This is a genomic window from Actinomadura macra NBRC 14102, assembly GCF_001552215.1.
GTDB classification, from domain to species: Bacteria; Actinomycetota; Actinomycetes; order Streptosporangiales; family Streptosporangiaceae; genus Spirillospora; species Spirillospora macra.
Genome location: NZ_BCQT01000006.1, coordinates 567,824 through 590,517, shown reverse-complemented (window position 1 = coordinate 590,517; position 22,694 = coordinate 567,824). Strand labels below are relative to the sequence as shown.

Annotated in this window: 19 protein-coding genes; 14 read left to right on the top strand and 5 right to left on the bottom strand. The window is 71.7% G+C overall.

Going from position 1 to position 22,694, the window contains the following annotated elements; all coding sequences use genetic code 11:
* Window positions 1-68 precede the first annotated feature (68 nt).
* Window positions 69-1,076 (bottom strand): LacI family DNA-binding transcriptional regulator, encoded by a 1,008-nt coding sequence (locus AMA02S_RS11840; protein ID WP_084265094.1) that lies wholly within the window; start codon window positions 1,074-1,076, stop codon window positions 69-71.
* Between the two features lie 141 nt (window positions 1,077-1,217).
* On the opposite strand from AMA02S_RS11840, the gene AMA02S_RS11835 reads away from it, so the two are divergent.
* Window positions 1,218-2,438: an MFS transporter gene (locus tag AMA02S_RS11835; RefSeq protein ID WP_067456060.1), complete on the top strand. Its 1,221-nt coding sequence runs from the start codon at window positions 1,218-1,220 to the stop codon at window positions 2,436-2,438.
* A gap of 22 nt (window positions 2,439-2,460) precedes the next feature.
* On the opposite strand, the gene AMA02S_RS11830 is transcribed toward AMA02S_RS11835, so the two are convergent.
* On the bottom strand, window positions 2,461-4,152 hold the full coding sequence (locus AMA02S_RS11830) for a dolichyl-phosphate-mannose--protein mannosyltransferase (RefSeq protein WP_067456057.1): 1,692 nt from the start codon (window positions 4,150-4,152) through the stop codon (window positions 2,461-2,463).
* 68 nt (window positions 4,153-4,220) lie between these two features.
* Between AMA02S_RS11830 and rsmI the strand changes: the two genes are divergently transcribed.
* A complete protein-coding gene (rsmI, locus tag AMA02S_RS11825) occupies window positions 4,221-5,054 on the top strand; it encodes a 16S rRNA (cytidine(1402)-2'-O)-methyltransferase (RefSeq protein ID WP_067456054.1) in 834 nt (277 codons plus the stop codon).
* Between the two features lie 111 nt (window positions 5,055-5,165).
* Complete coding sequence (locus AMA02S_RS11820; RefSeq protein WP_157430521.1) at window positions 5,166-5,471, top strand: hypothetical protein; 306 nt, start codon at window positions 5,166-5,168, stop codon at window positions 5,469-5,471.
* Window positions 5,472-5,550: 79 nt separating this feature from the next.
* On the opposite strand, the gene AMA02S_RS11815 is transcribed toward AMA02S_RS11820, so the two are convergent.
* Window positions 5,551-7,269, bottom strand: a complete 1,719-nt coding sequence (locus AMA02S_RS11815) for a glycosyltransferase family protein (protein ID WP_245667462.1) — start codon at window positions 7,267-7,269, stop codon at window positions 5,551-5,553.
* Window positions 7,270-7,580: 311 nt separating this feature from the next.
* Here AMA02S_RS11815 and AMA02S_RS11810 point away from each other — a divergent pair, with 311 nt between their 5' ends.
* Both AMA02S_RS11810 and AMA02S_RS11805 read left to right on the top strand, forming a co-directional pair.
* The gene (locus tag AMA02S_RS11810; RefSeq protein WP_245667461.1) at window positions 7,581-8,966 is read left to right on the top strand and encodes a glycosyltransferase family 2 protein; all 1,386 of its coding nucleotides are present in this window, start codon (window positions 7,581-7,583) and stop codon (window positions 8,964-8,966) included.
* Window positions 8,967-9,159: 193 nt separating this feature from the next.
* On the top strand, window positions 9,160-10,992 hold the full coding sequence (locus AMA02S_RS11805; protein WP_067456048.1) for a hypothetical protein: 1,833 nt from the start codon (window positions 9,160-9,162) through the stop codon (window positions 10,990-10,992).
* A 236-nt stretch (window positions 10,993-11,228) separates the two neighbouring features.
* Here the strand turns inward: AMA02S_RS11805 and AMA02S_RS11800 are convergent, their stop codons facing one another.
* On the bottom strand, window positions 11,229-12,851 hold the full coding sequence (locus AMA02S_RS11800; protein WP_067456045.1) for a glycosyltransferase family 39 protein: 1,623 nt from the start codon (window positions 12,849-12,851) through the stop codon (window positions 11,229-11,231).
* A gap of 208 nt (window positions 12,852-13,059) precedes the next feature.
* Here AMA02S_RS11800 and metG point away from each other — a divergent pair, with 208 nt between their 5' ends.
* The 9 genes from metG (at window position 13,060) to AMA02S_RS11760 (ending at window position 22,081) form a co-directional block, all read left to right on the top strand.
* Window positions 13,060-14,853, top strand: a complete 1,794-nt coding sequence (metG, locus tag AMA02S_RS11795) for a methionine--tRNA ligase (protein WP_067456042.1) — start codon at window positions 13,060-13,062, stop codon at window positions 14,851-14,853.
* Complete coding sequence (locus AMA02S_RS11790) at window positions 14,850-15,677, top strand: TatD family hydrolase (RefSeq protein ID WP_067456039.1); 828 nt, start codon at window positions 14,850-14,852, stop codon at window positions 15,675-15,677. Before metG ends, AMA02S_RS11790 begins: the two co-directional genes overlap by 4 nt.
* Window positions 15,678-15,821: 144 nt before the next feature.
* Window positions 15,822-16,631, top strand: coding sequence for a resuscitation-promoting factor (locus AMA02S_RS11785; protein ID WP_084264999.1), 810 nt, complete (start codon window positions 15,822-15,824; stop codon window positions 16,629-16,631).
* 18 nt (window positions 16,632-16,649) lie between these two features.
* Window positions 16,650-17,669 (top strand): 16S rRNA (adenine(1518)-N(6)/adenine(1519)-N(6))-dimethyltransferase RsmA, encoded by a 1,020-nt coding sequence (gene rsmA, locus AMA02S_RS11780; RefSeq protein ID WP_067456036.1) that lies wholly within the window; start codon window positions 16,650-16,652, stop codon window positions 17,667-17,669.
* The gene (locus AMA02S_RS11775; protein WP_067456033.1) at window positions 17,569-18,714 is read left to right on the top strand and encodes a glycoside hydrolase family 26 protein; all 1,146 of its coding nucleotides are present in this window, start codon (window positions 17,569-17,571) and stop codon (window positions 18,712-18,714) included. The genes rsmA and AMA02S_RS11775 overlap by 101 nt, the downstream gene beginning before the upstream one ends.
* A gap of 56 nt (window positions 18,715-18,770) precedes the next feature.
* Window positions 18,771-19,691: a 4-(cytidine 5'-diphospho)-2-C-methyl-D-erythritol kinase gene (locus AMA02S_RS11770; RefSeq protein ID WP_218004936.1), complete on the top strand. Its 921-nt coding sequence runs from the start codon at window positions 18,771-18,773 to the stop codon at window positions 19,689-19,691.
* 95 nt (window positions 19,692-19,786) lie between these two features.
* A complete protein-coding gene (locus AMA02S_RS41625; protein ID WP_157430519.1) occupies window positions 19,787-19,951 on the top strand; it encodes a hypothetical protein in 165 nt (54 codons plus the stop codon).
* A gap of 67 nt (window positions 19,952-20,018) precedes the next feature.
* A complete protein-coding gene (locus AMA02S_RS11765) occupies window positions 20,019-20,255 on the top strand; it encodes a hypothetical protein (RefSeq protein ID WP_067456026.1) in 237 nt (78 codons plus the stop codon).
* A 53-nt stretch (window positions 20,256-20,308) separates the two neighbouring features.
* Window positions 20,309-22,081: an ABC-F family ATP-binding cassette domain-containing protein gene (locus AMA02S_RS11760; protein WP_067456023.1), complete on the top strand. Its 1,773-nt coding sequence runs from the start codon at window positions 20,309-20,311 to the stop codon at window positions 22,079-22,081.
* Window positions 22,082-22,163: 82 nt separating this feature from the next.
* Here the strand turns inward: AMA02S_RS11760 and AMA02S_RS11755 are convergent, their stop codons facing one another.
* Window positions 22,164-22,661: a MarR family winged helix-turn-helix transcriptional regulator gene (locus tag AMA02S_RS11755; RefSeq protein ID WP_067456021.1), complete on the bottom strand. Its 498-nt coding sequence runs from the start codon at window positions 22,659-22,661 to the stop codon at window positions 22,164-22,166.
* Between the last annotated feature and the right edge of the window lie 33 nt (window positions 22,662-22,694).

Sequence of the window (22,694 nt, the reverse complement as noted above, 5' to 3'; positions counted from 1 at the left end):
CGCGGCGGGCCCGTCGTCCTGGCGGGCGCCACCGCGACCCGCCGAGTCTCGCAGACACGCGCGGCGGCTCAGCGCCGCGCGGCTCTCCGGGGAGGCGGGGAAGGGGCCGTGGAGCCCCGGACCTTCAGGACGCCGGGGAGAACGCGGCGGGGCGGGCGCCGGCCGTCCAGCAACTCCAGGAGCGTCTGCATGCCCTGGGCCCCCATCTCCTCCGCGGGGAGGGCCACGGTGGTGAGCTCGGGCTCCAGCGCGGTCGCCAGCAGGACGTCGTCGAAACCGGTGACCGACACATCGGACGGCACGTCCAGGCCGAGTGTGCGCGCCGCCTTGTAGGCCCCCGCGGCGATCAGGTCGTCGTCGCAGACCAGGGCGGTCGGCGGGTCGGGACGCGTCAGCAGGCGCGTCGCCGCGGCCTTGGCCGAGGTGACCTCGATCGCGCTGGTTGTTCGGGACAGCGCGCCGCCGGGCAGCGCGCCGACCTCGGTGGCCAGCGCGTGGGCGCGGGCGCGGAACGTCCACTGGTCGACGGCCGCCGCGACGTGCCCGATGCGGTGGTGGCCGAGTCCGGCCAGGTGCGCGACGATGGCCCGCATCCCGTCGGCGACCCCGAACCCCACCGTCGGGACGGTGCCGGACGGGTCGCTGTCGAGCATCACCGCGGGCGTGCCGCGGAACTCGGCGAGCGCGTCGACCGCCATCGACGAGGCGAGGATCCCGTCGATCGCCTCGCGGGGGGCCGCGAACGGGCTGTCGGCCGGACCCGCGTCGTCCGGCCACACGTAGGCGACGACGCCGAAGCCGTGCCGGGCCGCGACGCGGACCGCGCCGGTGTAGACGGGGCCGAAGAACGGCGCGGTCAGGGTCGGCACCATGAGCAGGACGGTGCGCGTGGTGCCGAGGCGCAGGTTCCGCGCCGCCTGGTTCGGCCGGTAGCCGAGCCGCTCGGCGGCCTCGTGCACGCTCCGCGCGGTCGCGGGGGACACCCGGCCCGTCCACTTCCCGCCCAGCACGAGCGAGACCGTGGACTGCGAGACCCCGGCCTCGTGGGCCACGTCCTTGCTGGTGGGACGGCTCATCGCCGGCACCTGCGCCTCCCCGCGGTAGGACGGAACGGAAAACAGACTAGAGCCGGAAGGCCCTTGGGTGGTACGTATGACGCGGACGAGTAATACGTATGACTACCCGGGTGACCGCACCTGTGACCTTCTGGGGGGCGAATGCGCGCCTATGTCGAGTTCCTGCGACGGCCGTACGCGTTAAGGCTTCTCGGCGGCACCCTGTTCGGCCGCCTGCCGAACGGCATGGGCATGCTCGCCGTCGTCCTGCACGTGCGGGCCGACGGCGGCGGCTACCCGCTGGCCGGCACCCTCGCCGCGCTGCTCGGCCTGTCGATGGCCGCCGGCCAGCCCGTCCTCGGCCGGGCCATGGACCGGTACGGGCAGAAACGTGTCCTGCTGCCCTCCGCCCTCGCCGCCGCGGTCGGGTTCACGGCGCTCGCCGCCGTCGGCGCGGACCCGCTGCCGCTGTCCGTCGGCGCGGTGCTGCTCGCCGGGTTCGCCTCCCCGCCACTGGAGGCCGGGCTCCGCGCGCTCTGGCCGGACGTCCTGGACGGCCCCGCGCAGGTGGACGCCGCGTACGCGCTCGACGCGGCCGCGCAGGAGATCCTGTTCACGGTCGGCCCGCTGCTCGTGGTCGCCGCCGCGGCGGTCAACACCGAGACGGCACTGCTGCTCACCGGCCTGCTCGGGGTCGCCGGGACGCTGGTCGTCGCGCTGTCGGAGCCCTCGCGGCGGTGGCGGAGCGAGCCGCGCGCCTCCGACTGGGCCGGGCCGCTGCGCTCCCCGGGCCTGCGCGTCCTGCTCGCCTCCCTCGCCTGCGCCGGGATCGCGCTCGGCGTGTACGCGGTGGCCGTCGTCGCCTACGCCGAGCGGCTCGACTCCGGCATCGCGTCCGGGCTGCTGCTGGCCGCCATGTCCGGCGGTGCCCTCGCCGGCGGGATCGCCTACGGCGCCCGGCCCTGGACCGGGGAGCCGCACCGCCGGCTGCCCTGGCTGCTCGCCGCGCTCGCGGCCGGGTACGTCCCGCTCGTCTTCGCGCCGGGCCTGGCGGCCATGTCGGTGCTCGCCTTCGTCAGCGGCGTGTTCCTCGCGCCGGTGCTGGCCTGTAGCTTCACCCTCGTCGACCGGCTCGCCCCGAGCGGCACCGTCACCGAGGCGTTCGCCTGGGTGGTCGCCGCGGTCGGCGCCGGCGGCTCGCTCGGCTCCGCGGTATCCGGCCTCGGCCAGGACCTCGCGGGCGTGCCCGGCGCCTTCGCCGGCGCCGGGGCCGGCGGCGTCCTGGCCCTCCTGCTCTGTCTGGCGGGCGCCCGCGCCCTCCGTCCCGTCCCGGACCCCGGCCCGGCCGGCCGGGTCCGCCTCAGCCCCGGCTCGCCCGCCTGAGCCCGCGGACGACGACGGGGCCTCAGATCCAGGTGCCGAACCAGATCCTGGCGTGCCAGTCGTCGTACGGGAGGGTCTGGGCGGCCAGGATCGGATAGAAGTAGGCGAAGTTCGCCAGGACCACCAGCAGGAACGCCCCCGCGGCGGCGGCGCCGGCGACGCGGCGCACCCCCGCGGCGGGCGGTGGCGGAGGACGGACCGCCGACGCGCCGGCGTCCGGCCCGTACTCGTCGAAGGCGTGACCGTACCCGTCGTCGGCCGGTGCCACGCGGGGGATGGACGGGGCGTGCGCGCCCACCGCCGCGGTAGGCGCGGGCCCGACCAGGTAGCCGATCACCAGGACGACCGCCAGCACCATGAACGGGATCATCGGCGTCGCGTAGAACAGGAACATCGTGCGGTCGGCGAACGCCGAGGGGAACCACGTCAGCCAGCCCGCGAGGAACCCGAGCACGACCGCGCCGGCCCGCCAGTCGCGCAGGACCAGCCAGATGAACAGCACACCGACGAGGGCGATGAGCGCCCCCCACCACAGCGCGGGCGTGCCGATGCCGAGGATCTCGCGGGAGCAGCGCGCCGCGCCGCAGCCGCCCTTCGGCTCGGTGTAGAAGAACGCGACCGGGCGGCGCAGGATCGGCCAGTCCCACGGCCACGACTGGTACGGGTGCTTGGCGTCCAAACCGGTGTGGAAGTGCAGCATCTCCTTGTGGTAATGCCACAGCTTCGGCATCGCCTCGAACGGACGCCACAGGAGATTCCCGGACGCCTCGCCGCGCCCCCACCCGCCGGGCCTGAAGATCCACCCCCACCAGGACGCGAGGTAGACGCCGAGCGCCACCACGACGAGCTGGACGAACGCGGGCCCGGCCTCGAACAGCAGGGTGCCGGTCAGCGGCTGCCGGACGGCGGCGGCGCGGCGGGCGCCGTAGTCCCACAGCACGACCATGAGGCCGAACGCGGCGATGTAGAACAGGCCCGTCCACTTGGTGGCGCAGGCGAGGCCGAGGCAGACCCCGGCCCCGTACCGCCAGCCGTGCGCCAGGAACGGCCCGTAGCCGGAGGTGTGCCCGGCCTCGATCTTCTCGGCGAGGATCCGGCGGGAGCGGTCCCGGTCGTTCACCAGGCAGGCGAACCCGGCGAGGACCCAGAACATCACGAAGATGTCGAGGAGCGCGGCACGGCTGGTGACGAACTGGAGGCCGTCCAGCGCCAGCAGCAGCCCGGCGGCGCAGCCGAGCAGCGTCGAGCCGGTCATCCGGCGCGCGACCCGGCACAGGATCAGTACCGACAACGTCCCGACCAGCGCGGGGACGAACCGCCATCCGAACGGTGTGGCGCCGAACATCCACTCGCCGATCGCGATCATCCATTTGCCCATCGGCGGATGCGCCACGAAGGACGGCCCGTCCGTCCAGATGTTCGCGTTCTTGTCGGCGATGAGCATCTTGTCGGCGTTATCGGCCGTGTTGTGTTCCCAGCCGAACTTCCACAGCGCCAGCGCGTCCTTGGCGTAGTAGGTCTCGTCGAAGACCACCGCCTTGGGCGTGCCAAGCCGGTAGAACCGCAGATACCCCGCGAGCGCCGTGACCAGCAGAGGCCCCAGCCAGCCGAGCAGCGCGCTGCCGGGGATCGCCGGCGCGAGCCACTCGCGGAGGGTGGGCGTCCGCCGCCGCAGGCCGGGTGTCGGCGCGGTCGCCAGATCCGTCGTCGCCATCCTGCAATCGTAGGGGTGCTCTCGCGGGGCACGCCGGGAACGGGCACGGATGGGACAATGACGGCGTGATGGGGACCTTGCTGCTGGGGGCGGCGCCGATCGGACGGCCCGAGGACGCGTCGGAGCGGCTCCGGGCGGCGCTCGCGGCCGCACCGGTGATCGCCGCCGAGGACACCCGGCGCCTGCGGCGGCTGGCGGGCGACCTGGGGGTGGAGCTGTCCGCGCGGGTGGTGTCGTACTACGACCAGAACGAGCGGGCCCGCGCGACCGAGCTGCTGGCGGACCTGCTGGCCGGACGGGACGTCCTGGTGATCACCGACGCGGGCATGCCGGGCGTGTCCGATCCGGGGTACCGGCTCGTCCGCGCGGCCGTCGAGGAGGGGGTGCCGGTCTCGGTCCTGCCCGGACCGTCCGCCGTCACCACCGCGCTGGTGGTGTCGGGCCTGCCCACCGACCGGTTCTGCTTCGAGGGCTTCCCGCCGCGCAAGCCGGGGGAGCGTACCCGGCGGCTGGAGGCGCTGGCCCGCGAGCCCCGCACGATGGTGTTCTTCGAGGCGCCGCACCGGCTGGAGGCGACCCTCGTCGCCATGACCGGCGCGTTCGGCGCCGGTCGTCCGGCCGCGGTCTGCCGGGAGCTGACCAAGACCTACGAGGAGGTCCGCCGGGGCCCGCTCGGTGATCTCGCGACGTGGGCGCGGGACGGGGTGCGCGGCGAGATCACCGTGGTGGTCGGCGGCGCGCCCGAGCCCGAGGGGCTGTCCGAGCCGTCCGACCTGGCCGCCGCCGTGGCCGTCCGGGAGGACGCGGGAACTCCCCGGAAACAGGCGATCCAGGAGATCGCCAAGGAGAACGGCCTGCCGAAACGGGTCGTCTACGACGCCGTCGTCGGCGCCAGGAAATAATCACTTCCTGGGAGCGGTCCAACCCCTGTCATCCGGGGAATAACCCGTCCAGCGTCACGTTCGGGGTGACCACGGGACAGCGCGCACTCGCGTCGCGAGGGGGTGACGGCCGTGCACGATGCATGGTCAAGCCACGAAGTGTGGGTCTACGAATGCCAGGCCTGTGCGACGACCTGGAACGAGAAGTTCAAGGTCCGCCACTATGACGACGGGCACGGCGGCGAGGCCGCCGTGTACGAGCGGGGCGGGCAGCGGTGCATGACCCCCTGGGTCGATCATGTGTGCCCGCGGTGCCAGAGCCAGAACATCAAGGTGTTCTCGACTCCGCTGGGCAGGCACACCCAGGTGCCCATGGCCCGCGATGGCAGCGGCGACGTCGCGATGATCTTCCATCTGCGCCGCCTGCACGCCTGGTGACGCTGGCCGTCCCGTGCCGGTCGGGCCGGGGCGTCCTCCGTGGTGAGGTCCGTGCCGCGGCCCTTCGTGAGGTCCGTGGTCAGGTGCCTGGTGAGGTCCGGCCGAGGTCTGTGGCGCCCGTGGCGCCGCTGGGCGTGCGGGTCGTGAGGCGGCGGACGCGGCGCGGCAGGGCGGCGAAGCGGCCGCGGGCCTCGGGCGTGAAGGCCATCCCCGCCGCCAGGGCCGCCAGTGGTACCGCCGGCAGGACGTAGCGGTAGTCGAACTCGGCGGTCGCGGCGGGTGCGAGGAGCAGGCCGGTCGCCAGCGTCCACGGCAGGAGCGCCGCTCCGCCGAAGCGCCGCCACAGCGGGACCATCCCGGCGAGGCCGATCAGCAGGATGCCGCCGAGCATGGTGCCGCGCAGGTAGAAGTAGTCCTGGTAGCCGCGGATGACCCCGGCGAACGGCTCGACCACCTGGGTGCGGGCGTTGCCGTCCTCGTAGGCGTGCGCCTCACCGGACGCGGTGGAGTCGGCGTCCATGTGCCAGTCGGGCAGGGGCGTTCCGGTCTTGCGGAACTCGTACTGCCGGTAGGTGGCCTCGTCGGGGAAGACCGTCCGCTCCCACCGGAACACCTTGAAGAAGTCGTGTGCGACGACACGCAGGTAGTCGACGGGTTGCGCGACGATCGCGCGCTTGGCGAAGTCGTTGCCGAGCGCGTTGTTCTCGGGGCTGAACCGCTTGCCGGTGTAGCGGTTGAGGGGGGAGCGGGCGTTCCAGATGCCGTCCTGGGAGTTCGGCAGGCGATTCGCGGGCTCGGTGCAGAGCGCGTACTCGCTCACCGGGAGATCGTGCATCTTGTGGCAGTCCGCGAACTTGTAGACGCGCGCATACAGGAAGATGCCGTTGCTCTCGGTTATCGCGAACTTGCCGCTGTCGGCCTTGTACCAGCCCATGTAGGCCAGGACGGGCAGCATGCACGCCACCAGCGTCACCGCCATGAGCCGCCAGCCGCTGCGCCGGATCAGCATGAACGCCAGCACGCCGAGCAGCACCGGCATGCCGACCGACCGGGTCAGCCACGCGACGCCGACGATGAGCCCCACGGACGCGGCGACCTTCCAGGTCGGGCGGTCGCGCCACAGCAGCAGCGTGACCGCGCACATCACCAGGAACGTGAACATCGTGTCCGACAGGACCAGCTCTTCGAGCTGGATCTGGTAGCCGTCCAGCAGCACCGGCGCGGCGGCGATCGTCGCCCCCCAGCCGGGCAGGCCGAACCTGCGGCGCAGCAGCGCGTAGATCATCACGCCCATCGCCAGGCCCATCAGGTGCTGGACGAGCACGACGAGGGCGAAGCTGTGGAACGGCTTCAGGGCGAGCAGCAGGAACGAGTAGCCGTCGGGACGCAGCGGGTGCGGGAACGGCTCCATCGCGACGTGCAGGTAGTCGAAGCTGTCATTGAAGAACATCGCCGGCTGGTAGCCGATCATCGCGATCAGCCGGAGCAGCGCCGCTGTGGCAATGATCACAGTGAAGGCGGGGTGTCGGCGGACCATCGCCCACAGCTCGGCCGCGCGGCCCTGCCGCCCCTCGTCGCCGGAGGGGGACGGCTCGTCCGGCGCGGGTGACTCTCCGGAGTCGGTGGCCGTACCGCCACCGGCGGCTTGACCGGAACCGGAGACCGTCTCGACCTCGGTCGCGGAATCGGTGATGGTCATCGTGCCGCCGGGCGTGTCGCCGGACCCGGCCTCGTCGAGCGCGGCCTCCTCGGGTGCGCCCTCGTCGAGCATGGTGCCGTGCGGCGAATCGCCCGCCACTACCGCACCTCCCCTTCGCTGTCCGGTGTCCCGCCTGGTGGCACCGCATTTCCCACGCGCGTCACAGCCGACCCAACCTTTCCGGGCCGCCGTGCCCGTATGCTTGATGTCCTAGCCTGCCGCCCGTGACCGTGGCGGGGATGGTTTTTCGGTTGCAAGTGAGCAACACGATACGGGCGCTCTTGTGGGGAGCGCCCGGCATTCTCCGTTCCCGGCAGGCATCATGAACGACGACGGGCCGCCCGGCGGAACACACGTGAGATTAGTGGACAACACCGCAGACGGTCACCAGGGGTAACGAAGGAGATCGCGTGGAACTCTCCGTAGTGATGCCATGTCTCAACGAGGCGGAGACGGTCGAGACCTGCGTCCGCAAGACGATCGGCTTCTTTGAGGACAGCGGCATCGACGGCGAGGTCGTCATCGCCGACAACGGCAGCACCGACGGCAGCCAGCAACTTGCGCGGGACGCGGGGGCGCGGGTCGTCCCGGTGCTCGACAAGGGCTACGGCAACGCGCTCATGGGCGGTATCGGTGCCGCGCGCGGGCGTTACGTCGCGATGGGCGACGCCGACGACTCCTACGACTTCGCGACCCTCGGCCCGTTCCTGGACGAGCTGCGCGACGGCGCCGACCTCGTCATGGGCAACCGGTTCAAGGGCGGTATCGCGCCGGGCGCCATGCCGCCGCTGCACCGCTACCTCGGCAACCCGGTGCTGAGCTTCGTCGGGCGGCTGTTCTTCCGCAGCAAGATCGGCGACTTCCACTGCGGGCTGCGCGCGTTCAACAAGGAGTCGATCCTGCGGCTCGGCCTCCAGACCGGCGGCATGGAGTTCGCCAGCGAGATGGTCGTCAAGGCGACCCTGCAGAAGTACGACATCCGCGAGGTCCCGACGACGCTGTCGCCGGACGGGCGGTCCCGCGCCCCGCATCTGAACACCTGGCGGGACGGCTGGCGCCACCTGCGCTTCCTCATGCTCTACAGCCCGCGCTGGCTGTTCCTGATCCCCGGCCTGGTCTTCATGACGCTCGGGCTGCTCGCGGGCATCGCGCTGTCCACCGGACCGGTCACGGTCGGGGAGGTCGCCTTCGACGTCGACACCCTCGTCGGCGCGTCCGCCGCGTTGGTGATCGGCTTCCAGGCGGTGCTGTTCGCGTTGCTCACGAAGGTCTACGCGATGCAGGAGGGATTCCTGCCGCATGACCAGCGGGTCCAGAAGATCATCGATTGGTGGAGCCTGGAGCGCGGCCTGCTGCTCGGCGGTCTGCTCGCGGTCGCGGGTCTCGGCGGTCTCGTCGCGTCGCTGCTGCACTGGCGCGTCAACAGCTTCGGTGAACTGGACCCGCGGCACTCGCTGCGCATCGTCGTGCCCGCCGCGACCGCGCTGGTGATGAGCTTCCAGGCCATCTTCGCCTCGCTGTTCGTCAGCATCCTCGGCATCCGCCGCCGCCAGCACCCGCCGCTCACCGACGCGGTCGAGGAGGCCGCGGGCGTCGTCGACGCCGCGGCGGCGAAGGTCGCGGGCGAGCGGAAGGCCGCCTCGCAGGAGGCGGCGACCGAGGCGGCGACCGGGGCGGGTGCCACCGCGGCGGGTGCCACCGCCGCGTCCGTCGAGCCGGGCACGAAGAGCAAGAAGTCCGCAAAGTCGAGTAAGTCGGCGAAGTCTGGAGAGTCCGGCGGTAAGTCCGAAAGCTGAGGGCGGCCGCCCCGTGCGCCCCGTGCGACCCGTGGCCCGGATCTGCGGAAGGCCACGTCGCTGAGCGTGCCGAATGCCGAGAACTTGCTGAGCGTTTCCGGGCGGCGGACGATGCCCCGCCCGGACTGTGACAGGCTTGTACGGCAATGGATCTTCCTCCCCTGACCGCGCGCCTCCGACGCGCAGGACGACCATGAGCACCGAGATCGAGCCCCGGCGGGCCGGGACCGGCGTCGCGCGCCCACAGGCCGCGCCGTCCGGTACGGGCACCGTCCCGGCGCCCGCCCGCCGCGGCCGCTGGATCTGGCTGTTCCTGCTCGGCTGGCTGCTCCAGGTCGCGGTACGGCTCTGGCTCGCGTCCGGGCAGACGATGCCGGTCGCGACACCGGACGAGGCGGGCTACCTGTTCGCCGCACGCGTCCTGACCGGCGGCACCGACGCCGACCTGTCGTACGGGACGGTCTACCGGGGCGGGTACCCGCTGCTGCTGACACCCGCGTTCTGGATCGGCGACGACCCGGTGACGGTGTACCGGTCCGCGCTGGTGATCAACGCGCTGATCAGCGCCCTGATGCTGCCGCTGGCCTACCTGCTGCTGCGCCGCCTCCAGGTGCGGCGACGCTGGTCGTATGTGTTCGCGCACGTGACCGCGCTGCTGCCGGGCGTGCTGTTCTACTCCGAGTTCGTGCTGACCGACGCGGTCCTGCCGGTGGTGCTGCTCGGCTGGCTGCTGCTCCTGCACTCGTGGCTGACGGAGCCGAACAGGCCGGGGGAGCGCGCGCCGCGCCGGGTGACGCTGTACGGGACGGGGGCGTCGCTGCTGGTCGCCTTCGCCTACACCTCGCACACGCGCGGCGCCGTCTTCCTCCTCGTACACGGCGCGCTGCTGACGGTCGCCGTGGTGTGCCGGTGGCGTCCCTGGCACAGCGCGGCGCTCACCGCACTGGTCGCCGGGGCCGTGACGATGGCAGGAACGATCCTCAACCACTCACTGCTGCCGCACCTGTACCCGGCCGGAGACAACAACCTGAGCGGCAACCTCGCCCGCCGCCTCACCACCCAGGACGGCCTCGCCTGGATGCTGTCGCTCGGCACCGGCCAGATCTGGTACCAGGCCGTCGCGACGGGCGGGCTCGCGGCGGTCGGCCTGGTCACCGTCGGCTTCGCCGCGACCCGGCGGGGAACACCGGCGCGGCTGCGCGCCCTCGCGCTCGGCATCCTCGCCATCGTCGCGGGCATCGCGTTCGCCACTTCGGGGGCACTGCCCGTCGAGTACCGCATCGGCAACTACGTCTACGGCCGCTACCTTGCCTGCGTCACCCCGATCCTGTTCGCGGTCGGCGTCGCGGTGCTGCTGCGTGCCTCCCGGCAGACGCTGCTGCGTGCGGTCTCCGCCGCGGTCACGCTGACCGTCCTCACGGCGTGCGTCGTCCAGTGGTACGCGGGCGACCGGCTCAGCCGCTTCACCTACACGCGCTACGACTTCCCCGAGACGTCATTCCTGACCTGGGACTGGACGTCGTTCCGGCTCTGGCACGCGACCCTCGCCGGCCTCACCCTGCTCGGCCTGGCCGTGCTCGCGACGCTGCTGCGCCGCCCGTCCCGGCAGGCGGGCCCGACGATGCTCGCCGGGCTGCTCGCGGCCGTCGCACTCGCCATGGTGGTGACGGCGACCGACCGGATCGCGCGCCCGCTCGTCCGCGAGACGACCGCCTACACCGACCTGCGCGGGCGCGCCGACCTCAAGCACACCCGCTCCATCGCGCTCGACTGGAACGTCCCCTGGACGATCCGGCTGTCCCACTACTACTGGGCCTGGTGGAGCGACGGCAGCATCTTCGACGCCCGCTGGACGAAACCACCGCGGAACGTCGACATGGTCGTCCTGTACTGGCCCAAGAACGTCCCCCCGACGGCCACGTGGCCGGGCGGCGCCCCCGAAGGCTGGAAAGTCCTCGACCACCGCCGAACCCCCGAAGGCGACTGGGTGGTGTGGTCTGCACCGCCCTTGGCGGTCGGGCCTTGACGGCCCTTCCTTCCACGGGCAGTGCGGCGATCGCTGTGTTTATTGCACCGCCCTTGGCGGTCGGGCCCTGGAGGCCCTTCCTTCCACGGGCAGTGCGGCGATCGCTGCATCGCTTTCGACTCGCCCTTGAGGGCTCGCTTCGCGATCAGGTTCTCGCACGCTCGAACCTGGCTTCGCACGCGATCGCAACGTTTCGCTTGTTGGTGGTTTGGGTTCTAGCCCTGTGGCTTGGAGGCTCAGCTTTTTGCTGCGTTTGGGGGTGGGTTCCAGAGTTGGAGGATGTTGTCTGAGGAGCGCCACATGAGCTTCCAGCCTTGGGCTGGGGACGGTTGCCAGCCGGCGGCTATCGGTGACTCTTGGCCCCGCCACCGGGTGTAGAGCATGGGGCCTTCCAGGGCGTTGCGGGGGATCTGCGGCATGTAGTGCGGGAAGTCGCGGATCTCGCCGTGCCAGATCGGGTTACCCCACATGTCGCGGGTGTAGAAGGTGAGGGTCTGCGCGAGCCGCCGGTCGGCGCAGATCAGCCGGATTTCGCCGTGCTCGCCCAGGTAGCCGCGCAGCTCGTTCCAGGCGGTGTCGCGCGGCAGGTCCGGGACGGCGCGGACGGCGGACACCGCGTACGACCCGCCGAGCGCCAGGGCCAGGACCGGCGCGACGACCGTGCGGACACGGGCGCGCCGGACCAGGCCGTCCGGCAGCATCCGGATCATCAGGATCACTGATCCGAGGCCGCCGGCGAGCAGCGCGGGCAGCACCGCGAACCAGTACCGCGGCAGCCAGGCCCGCAGCGAGATGCTGTTGGGGTCGAGGACGCCCGACAGCACCGTCAGCGGCACGGCGAGGGTGAAGAACCACACCAGGACGAGCGCCAGCCGCCGGTCGCGGGTGACGGCGAGACCCACGACCGTCAGCGCCAGCAGACCGACGAAGATCGTGCCGAGCGGCTGCCAGTCGTGCATCGCGCGCAGGAAGGAGCGCAGCGCCAGTTCCCGGGTCACGTAGTCGCGGGACTGGCCGCCGTGCTCGGCCGCCGACATCAGGCCCGCCAGCGGGTCACCCCAGACCACCGCGTTGTGGACGAGGTTGGCCGCCAGGAGCGCGACCATCGGCGCGCCGACCGTGACGTTGCGCCGCCACGGGATGCGCAGCAGCCACAGGTACACGGGGATCGGCAGGAACAGGAACGCCAGGAACTCGCGGACGAGGAACGCCGAGGCCAGCAGGGCCCCGGCGGCGATCAGATACCGGGTCTGGGCGCGTCCGGTCCGGCGGCCGGCGACGACCAGGGTCGCCATGCCGAGGGCGAACAGCCCCGCGCCGGGCATGTCGGGCAGCATCACGCCGGTCGACCAGGTGATGTCGTGGCCGAACGGGTTGGTCATCGTGAAGAACGGGTTGACCAGCAGGACCAGCGCGGACGCCAGCCCCGCGAGGTCCCCGAACAGCGACCGGACGACCAGGTAGGTCCCGACGAAGAACGCGCAGCCGCCGAGCGCCGCGATCACGAAGTAGGCGGCCTGGCCGGGGCCGAGGACGTCCTGGACGAGCCGCGCGGGCAGCACCAGCCCGATCCGGGTCACCTGGTGCGGGACCTCGTCGAACGGCCACTGCGTGAGCGGGACGTCCGGCCAGTCGCGGGCGCCGAGCCACACGTAGTACGGGTCGAAGTACAGCGGCGGCGTCATGATCACCCAGTGGGCGAGCACCGTGCACGCCGCCACCAGCAGGGCCAGCCACACGACGCGCCGCGTCCGCCGGACGCGGCGCAGCGCGCGGACGAGCGGGCGGGGCGGCCCGTCCTGCCGGGTCGTCGGTTCCTCGTCGGTGACGGACGGCTCGCCGGCCGTGGTCTGGGCCATGCCTCGCTTCTGCCTCGCTCGATTCCTGGTGCGGCTGGTTTCGGGTGCCCGGGGTCGGTGCGGCCGAAACGCCGGACCAGGCTACTCGCGTCCTGGACCGCCCGGAGGCGCCGGGCGGAGATCTCCGGGAACCTTCCAGCCGCCCCGCCGCCCCCCAGGGGCCGATATTGGTGCGGTTGCGGGGGTGGACGCGACTACCCTTGATTCCATGTCCTCGTCAAGCCGACACATCTTGGCCGCGCCCGCCTGGCCGTACGCCAACGGGCCCCGTCACATCGGGCACGTCTCCGGATTCGCGCTGCCCGCCGACATGTTCAGCCGCTACCAGCGGATGGCGGGCAACAAGGTCCTGATGGTCAGCGGCACCGACGAGCACGGCACCCCCGTCCAGGTGCAGGCCGACAAAGAGGGCGTGACCGCCCGCGAACTGGCCGACCGGTACAACGCCGTGATCGCCGAGGACCTGCACGGCCTCGGCATGTCCTACGACCTGTTCACCCGGACCACCACCCTCAACCACTACGCCGTCGTCCAGGAGGTCTTCAAGGGCCTCTACGACAACGGCTATGTCTTCAGCAAGAGCACGATGGGTGCGATCTCCCCGTCCACGGGCCGGACGTTGCCCGACCGCTACATCGAGGGCACCTGCCCGATCTGCGGGTATGACGGCGCGCGCGGCGACCAGTGCGACAACTGCGGCAACCAGCTCGACCCGATCGACCTGATCAACCCGGTGAGCCGGATCAACGGGGAGAAGCCGAAGTTCGTCGAGACCGAGCATCTGATGCTCGACCTGCCCGCCTTCACCGACGTCCTCGGCCGCTACCTGCGCGGCAAGCAGGGTGACTGGCGCCCGAACGTGCTGAAGTTCGCGCTGAACCTGCTCGACGACATGCAGCCCCGCGCGATCAGCCGCGACCTCGACTGGGGTGTGCCGATCCCGCTGGACGGCTGGCGCGAGAACCCCGCGAAGAAGCTGTACGTGTGGTTCGACGCGGTCATCGGCTACTTCTCGGCGTCGGTGGAGTGGGCGCGGCGGTCGGGTGACCCGGAGGCGTGGCGCGCCTGGTGGCAGGACCCGGACGCCCTGTCCTACTACTTCATGGGCAAGGACAACATCGTCTTCCACGCCGAGATCTGGCCGGCGATCCTGCTCGGCTACAGCGGCCAGGGCGACAAGGGCGGCACCCCCGGCTCGCTGGGCGCGCTGAACGTGCCGACCGAGGTGGTGTCGTCGGAGTTCCTGACGATGGAGGGCAGGAAGTTCTCCTCGTCCCGGCAGGTCGTCATCTACGTGAAGGACTTCCTGGAGCGCTACGACGTGGACGCGTTGCGCTACTACGTCGCGATCGCCGGCCCGGAGAACCAGGACACCGACTTCACCTGGGCGGAGTTCGTCCGCCGCAACAACGACGAACTGGTCGCGGCCTGGGGCAACCTGGTCAACCGGTCGGTGAACCTGGCGGCGAAGAACTTCGGCGCGATCCCCGGGCCCGGCGACCTCACCGACGCCGACCGGGCGCTGATGGAGCGCAGCCGCACCGCGTTCGGCGCGGTCGGCGCGGAGCTGGAGCGGTCGCGGTTCAAGAACGCGATCACCGAGGCGCTCGACGTCGTCCGTGACGCGAACCGGTACCTGTCCGACCAGGCGCCGTGGAAGCTGAAGGACGACCCCGCCCGCGTCCAGTCGATCCTGCACACCACGCTCCAGGTCGTGGACGACGCGAAGACACTGCTCACGCCGTTCCTGCCGAACTCGTCCCAGAAGGTGCACGAGATGCTCGGCGGCGAGGGGGTGTGGAGCGGCATGCCGGAGCTGACGACGGTGTCGGAGGACGGCGGCCCCGACTACCGCATCCTGACCGGCGACTACGCCACCCGGGCCCGCTGGGAGTCCACGCCGGTCAAGGTGGGGGTCCCGCTGCAGAAGCCGGTGCCGCTGTTCAAGAAGCTCGACACGTCCGTGGTGGACGAGGAACTCGCCCGCCTGGAGAAGCCGTGACCCGTGACCAGCAGGACGGGCAGGCCGCCCGCTCGTACCCGCCGCTGCCCGACCGGCTGCCCGTCGCGGTGTTCGACAGCCACTGCCATCTCGACATCGTCGGGACGCCGGTGGAGGAGCAGCTGGCGTCGTCGAAGGCGGTGGGTGTCACCCGGATCGTCACGATCGGCTGTGACCTGCCGTCCTCCCGGTTCGCGGTGGAGGCCGCCAGCGAGTTCGACCAGGTGTACGCGGCGGTGGCGATCCACCCGAACGAGACGACGCGGATCTCCGCCGCCGTCCTGGACGACATCGCCCGGCTGGCCGCGCACCCCAAGGTCTGCGCCATCGGTGAGACCGGCCTGGACTACTACCGCGACTGGGCGCCCAGGGCGGCCCAGGAGGAGTCGTTCCGCGGCCACATCGACATCGCCAAGCGCACCGGCCGGGCACTGGTCATCCATGACCGGGAGGCGCACGACGACGTGCTCGCGATCCTCGCGGACGAGGGCGCGCCCGACCGGGTCGTCTTCCACTGCTACTCGGGTGACGAGCGGATGGCGGAGATCTGCGCCGAGCGCGGCTACCTGATGAGCTTCGCCGGGAATGTCACGTTCAAGAATGCGGACCCGCTGCGCGCGGCGCTGAAGGTGGCGCCGCTCGACCTCGTCCTGGTCGAGACGGACGCGCCGTTCCTGACGCCGATCCCGCACCGGGGCAAGCCGAACGCCTCGTACCTGATCCCCTACACCGTCCGCGCGATGGCCGAGATCAAGGGCGTGGACGTGGCGGAACTGTGCACCGCCATCGCGGCGAACGGGGAGCGGGCCTTCGGCCCCTGGTGACATTCGGGCGTGCCGTGAAGCCGGATGTTTCACCCCTGAAGTGACCTTTGGGGGCGTTGAGGTGGCGAAGGGCCGGCGGCTGGCCTACTCTCTGGCGCGGTGAGACGGGGACCCCCCCAGCCCGGCCGGCCTTGGAGGAACACGGTGCGTCGAACCCCCACGACCCCTGCGATCCCCGTCCTGTTCGTGACCGCGCTGCTCGCCGCGGCCTGCGGTGGCGGGGGCGGCGGCGGATCCGGCGACCCGGGCAAGGCCGCGCCCGTCGCGGACGCGCCCCGGACGAGCGCCCCCGCACCACGCAAGATCGTCATCGTGGTCGACAAGAAGAAGACCGAGACGATGACGACGGGGACGACCGTCCAGCAGGTCCTCGACCAGGCGAAGATCCCGCTCGGCCCGCACGACCTGGTCGCCCCGCCGCGCGAACGCCCCGCCGGAAAAATGATCAAGGTGGTGCGGCTGCTGACGGCGCCGGTGACCAAGGTCGTCGCGGTGCCCGCGCCGACGATCCGCAAGAAGAGCTCATCGGTGCCGCCCTTCAGCGAGAAGGAGCTCCGCAAGGGCAAGCCGGGGCTGAAGGTCGTACAGACCGCCTACGTCCGCCGCAAGGGCAAGAAGGTCAAGCTGGTCATCTCGCAGAAGGTCAAGCGCAAGCCCGTCGCGCGGATCCTCGCCGTCGGCCCGCAGTCGGCCGGCGGCGGCAGCGCCGCACGGCTGAACTGGGCCGGCCTCGCCAAATGCGAGTCCAACAACAACCCCAAGGCCGTGAACCCGGCCGGCTACTACGGGCTGTACCAGTTCTCGATGGCGTCCTGGGCGTCGGTCGGCGGATCGGGCAAACCGTCCGACGCCAGCGCCGGCGAGCAGACCTACCGGGCGCAGATGCTCTACAACAGGGTGAACGGGCGCTGGCAAGGCCAATGGCCGAACTGTGGACGTTTTTTGTTCTCCTAGGTTTGAGACACTGGGGACGTGGGGGAAAAACAGGGGTTGCTCGGGCCGGCGGACGTCCGGGCGTTGGCCGGACGTTTGGGCATCAGGCCGACCAAGACGCTCGGGCAGAACTTCGTCATCGACGCGAACACCGTCCGGCGGATCGTCCGGGCGGCTGACCTGCGGCCGGACGACGTCGTCCTGGAGGTCGGGCCCGGGCTCGGGTCGCTGACGCTGGCGCTGCTGCCGGCGGCGCGGCGCGTCGTGGCGGTGGAGATCGACCCGGCGCTCGCCGCCGAACTGCCCGCCACGGCCGCGGCACGGGAACCGGAACTCGCCGGGCGGCTGGAGGTCGTCCACGCCGATGCGATGAAGGTCACAACAGTGCCGGGCCCGGAGCCGACCGCGCTGGTCGCGAACCTCCCCTACAACGTCGCCGTCCCCGTCGTCCTCCACCTGCTGGCCACGCAGCCCTCGCTGCGGCGCGCCCTCGTCATGGTCCAGGCCGAGGTCGCCGACCGGATGGTCGCCCCGCCCGGCTCCAAGATCTACGGGGTGCCGTCGGTGAAGATCGCGTGGTACGGGGAGGCCCGCCGTGCGGGGCCGGTGGGCCGCGCGGTGTTCTGGCCCGCCCCGAACGTCGACTCCGGGCTGGTGGCGTTCACCCGCCGCGACCCGCCGTCCACCACGGCGACCCGGGAACGGGTGTTCGCGGTGATCGACGCCGCCTTCGCGCAGCGCCGCAAGACGCTGCGGGCGGCCCTCGCGGGCTGGGCCGGTTCGGCCGCGGACGCCGAGCGGGCGCTGCGCGCCGCCGACGTTGATCCACAAGCTCGGGGCGAAGCGCTGGACGTGGCCTCCTTCGCCCGTATTGCCGAGTATGGTCCTTTGGGCGGTGCCCATAATCCCCCTGCGGCCGGACCCGGGGGCACGACAGATCCGGAAGAGGCGGAGGGCGATGGTGAAGGCGCGTTCGCGGACGGCGCGGGCGGGGGTGCCCGCGGGGGCGCCGATCGTGATAGCGGCGCTGGCCGCGCTGACCGCGGCGGGGTGCGGTAGCGGGGCGGGCGCGGCACCGAAGATCACCACGACCGCACGGGCCGGCGTCGCCCCGACACCACCGACGAAGGGCGCCTACTTCGGTGCCTGGGTCCCCCCCGAGGTCCGTGGCAAACGCACATCCCCCTCCACGTCCTCCCCGACGACGGCATCGGACACCCCCTCCGGATCACCATCGGGATCACCGTCCGGGTCGGGTGGGCCGTCCGCCAAACCGACCGGCAAGGACGCCGGCAAACCCGGCATGGCGCCCGTCGTCGGGTTCGAACGCCAGCTCGGACGGCAACTCGACATCGTCCAGAACTACGCGAGCTGGAAGGCACCCTTCCCCGGCGACCTGGACACCTCCGTCCTCAGCGGCAACCGCTACCTGCTGCTGACCTGGGGGAGCGCCGACACCAAGGAGATCGTCCAGGGCACCCACGACGAGCTGATCCGGGACCGCGCCCGCGCGATCAAGGCCACCGGCAAACCGGTCTTCCTCCGCTGGTCGCGCGACATGGACAAAAAGAGCGCGCTGCCGCGCGTCCACTCCGCCGCCGACTTCATCGCCGCCTGGAAACACCTGCGCACGATCTTCAAGCAGGAGAAGGTGGACAACGTCGCCTGGGTCTGGTGCCCGTCCGCCCGCGGCTTCGGCTCGGGTAACGCCGGGTCCTTCTACCCGGGCGACGGCGAGGTCGACTGGATCTGCGCCGACGCCCAGCCCGGCGGCGACTACGACTACCGCGACCTGTCCGAAGCCGTGAAGCTGTTCATGGAATGGGCCCGGGGCCGCGCCAAACCGATCATGATCGCCGAGTTCGGCGTCCCCCAGTCCTATGGGGAACGCCGCGCCGAATGGCTCCGCGCGGCCGCCAAGACCCTCCAGGACCCGCAGATCAAGGCCGTCGTCTACTTCGACTCCGACGAGCAGGCCGACGACCCCCGCGACAAACGCCGCGCCTTCTCCGTCACCGGCGACAAACGCGCCGTGTCCGCCCTCCGCGAGATCGCGACCACCCCCTACTTCAACCCCCGCAACCTCCCGGTGACCAGCGACTGATCGCGTGCGGGCGTGCGGGCTCGCCGCGTCCCGTACGCTTCGGTGGCGTGACCGCAGTGAGCGTACGCGTCCCCGCGAAGGTCAACCTCCAACTCGGCGTGGGGCCGATCCGCGACGACGGCTACCACGACCTCGTCAGCGTGTTCCACGCCGTGTCCCTCTTCGACGAGGTCACGGCGACACCCGCCGGGCGGCTGGAGGTGACCGTCGAGACCGCCCCCTACTCGCGGGTGGCGGTCGACGGCGTCCCCACCGGCGCGGACAACCTCGCGGCCCGGGCGGCGCTGCTCGTCGCGGCCCGGCTCGGCGTCGAACCCGCGGTGGCGCTGCGCATCCGCAAGGCCATCCCCGTCGCGGGCGGCATGGCGGGCGGCAGCGCCGACGCCGCCGCCGCGATCGTCGCCTGCGCCCGGCTCTGGGACGACCGCGACGAGCCCGTCCTGACCCGCGACGACCTGCTGGAGCTCGCCGCCGACCTCGGCAGCGACGTGCCGTTCGCGCTGCTCGGCGGCACCGCGATCGGGGTCGGACGGGGCGAGCGGCTCACCCCCGCACTCGCCCGCGGCGTCTTCCACTGGGTGTTCGCGACCGCCGACGGCGGCCTGTCGACCCCCGCCGTCTACGCCGAGTGCGACCGGATCCGCGCCGCCGACAACCGCCCGGGCGACCGGCCCCAGGTCTCGGAGGACCTGATGGCGTCCCTCGCCACCGGTGACGCCAAGAACCTCGGCGCCGCCCTGGTGAACGATCTCCAACCCGCCGCGCTCACCCTCCGCCCGTCCCTGCGCCGGACGCTCGCCGCCGGACGGGACCTCGGCGCGATCGGCGCGATCGTCTCCGGCTCCGGCCCCACCTGCGCGTTCCTCGCCTCGAACGACGAGCACGCCGCCGACCTGGCCGCCGACCTCGCCGGCGCGGGCGTCGCCGACTCGATCGTCCGGGCCTCCGGGCCTGTCCCAGGGGCCACAGTAGTGTGACTGAGGCGCACTAGCTGCTCTGGTCACACAAGCGAACCTCGGCCGCCCGCCGGACGTCTGTATCGGTGACGCCGATTCCACGACGAGGTGGAGAGATGACGTATCTGTCCGGGCTGCTGGGCCTCCTGGCCATCGCCATGCTGGTCGCGTTGGCCGCCCTGACCGTGCGCCACGACCGCGCCATCCGCAGGGACGCGCCCGGTTCGTCCGCCGAAGGGCACTCGCAGGGCACTAGCCTGATGTCGCGGCACGAGGGCTGAACCCCGGCGACCCCGCCGTCCCGAGCCCGAGCGCCCCGAAACCCCTGCGAACTCTGCGAGGCCATCCATGGCGACCAGCTTCGGACTACTAGAGATCCTGCTCCTGCTCGTCGTGCTCCTCGTCCTCGTGGGGATCGTCGTGGTCGTCGCCATCGCCGTGATGTTCAGCCGGAAACGCCAGACCCCCGGCAGCGCGCCAGGCTACGGCCCCTACCCGCCGCCCGGGTACGGCCCGCCCCCCGGCCACGAGCAGCCGCCGGGCCAAGGCCAGCCCCCGGGCCCGGCCGGGCCGCCCGCGCCCTGACCGCCCGGCCGCCCGCACGACCGGTTCGCGAAGGGCAATAGGCTTGAGGCGTCGTGAATCTGATCAACCTTGAGAACGTCACCAAGGCGTACGGGCCACAGCCGCTCCTCGACGCCATCTCCCTCGGCCTGGACGACGGCGACCGCGTGGGCGTCGTCGGCCGCAACGGCGGCGGTAAGAGCACCCTCGTGTCCGTCCTGGCGCGCCAGACCGAGCCCGACGGCGGGCGCGTCACCCACGCCCGCGGGCTGCGGCTCGGCTTCCTGACGCAGCGGGACGAGTTCCCCGAAGGCGCCACCGTCCGCTCCGTCGTGCTCGGCGACCGCGCCGAACACGAGTGGGCGGGCGACACCGGCGCCCGCGACGTCCTCGCCGGGCTGCTCTCCGGCCTCGACCTGGACGCGCCCCTCGCCGGGATGTCCGGCGGCGAACGCCGCCGCGTCGCACTGGCCCGGCTGCTCGTCCCCGAGTCCGACCTGCTGATCCTCGACGAGCCCACCAACCACCTCGACATCGAGGCGATCGACTGGCTCGCCCGCTACCTCAAGACCCGCAAGGTCGCGCTGCTCGTCGTCACCCACGACCGCTGGTTCCTCGACGAGATCACCGACCGGACCTGGGAGGTCGTCGACGGCCGCGTCGAACGCTACGAGGGCGGCTACTCCGCCTACGTCCTCGCCAAGGCCGAGCGGTCCCGGATCGCCGCCGCGACCGAGGCCAAACGGCAGAACCTGCTCCGCAAGGAACTGGCGTGGCTGCGCCGAGGCCCCCAGGCCCGCACGTCCAAGCCCAAATTCCGGGTGGACGCCGCGCAGGCCCTCATCGCCGACGAACCACCCCTGCGCGACGCGGTCGAACTCACCCGGTTCGCGACGGCACGCCTCGGCAAGACCGTCTACGACCTCGAAGACGTCACCGTCCGGCTGGGAGACCGCTCCCTCTTCGAGAGGATGACCTGGCGGCTCGGCCCCGGCGACCGCGTCGGCCTCGTCGGCGTCAACGGCAGCGGCAAAAGCACCCTCCTGCGGCTCCTGGACGGCTCGGTCGCCCCGGTCGCCGGCACGGTCGTACAGGGCAAGACCGTCCAACTCGCGCATCTAACGCAGAACCTCGAAGAACTGGACCCCTCCCGCCGCGTTCTCGAGTCGGTGGAGGAGATCCGCCGCCGCATCACCGTCGGCAAACGCGAATGGACCGCGAGCCAACTCCTGGAACGGCTCGGCTTCCCCGGCGACCGGCAGTGGACCCCCGTCGGCGACCTGTCCGGCGGCGAGCGGCGGCGCCTCCAGGTCCTCCGGCTGCTCATGGGCGAACCCAACGTCCTGCTCCTGGACGAGCCCACCAACGACCTCGACATCGAGACGCTCACCGAAGTCGAAGACCTCCTCGACGGCTGGCCCGGCACGCTCGTCGTCGTCAGCCACGACCGGTACTTCCTGGAGCGCATCACCGACCACGTGGTGGCGCTGCTCGGCGACGGACGCGTGTCCCTGCTCCCCGGCGGGATCGACGAATACCTGGAACGCCGCGCCGCCGGCACCGCCCCGTCCCGTCCCCCCGAGAGCCCCGCAAAGCCCGCGAAACAGGCGGAAGCGGCGCCGAAGCCCAAGGGCGGCCAGGACTGGAAGGCCCGCAAGGAACTCGACCGCCTCGAACGCCGCCTGGAGAAACTCGCCGGCCAGGAGGCCGAGCTCCACGAACGGCTCGCCGCACACGCCACCGACTACGCCAAACTCCAGGAACTGGACGGCCGCCTCAAGGAAATCCAGGCCGAGGCCGCCCAGGTCGAAGAGGAATGGCTCATGCTCGCCGAAGACGTCGGCTGAACTTATTTCAATCCCGGCCCAGGGGCTCGCCTCACCGCTCAGGTAGCGCGCTCACGCCGCGGCTGAGGCGCGTTGGACAGACCTAGGCGGGAGTGGAATCGAAGGGGACCAGGAGGGTTCGCAGCAGGTTCGCCAAAGTCTCCCGCTCGGCAGGGCTGAGGCTCTCCAGGATCGCGTGCTCTCGGTCGAGCAGGTCGGCGAACGCCGCGTCCACCCGCTTCAGGCCCGCATCGGTCAACCGGACGAGCACCCCGCGCTTGTCCAACGGGTCGGGATGCCGCTCGACCAGACCCGCCGCCGCCAGCCGGTCGATGCGGTTGGTCATGGTGCCGGACGTCACCAGCGTCGCGCGCAACAACCGTCCAGGGCTGAGCTGGTAGGGGCCGCCCGCCCTGCGCAGCGCGGTGAGGACGTCGAACTCCCACGACTCCAGATCATGTGCGACGAACACCGCCCGCCGGGCCCGGTCCAGATGCCGCGCGAGCCGCGAAACCCGGCTGAGGACGTGCAGCGGACGCACGTCGAGGTCGGGGCGCTCGGCGTTCCAGGCCGCGACCAGCCGGTCGACCTCATCCTCCATGCCGACACCCTACCTGTCTTGATATCGAGACGA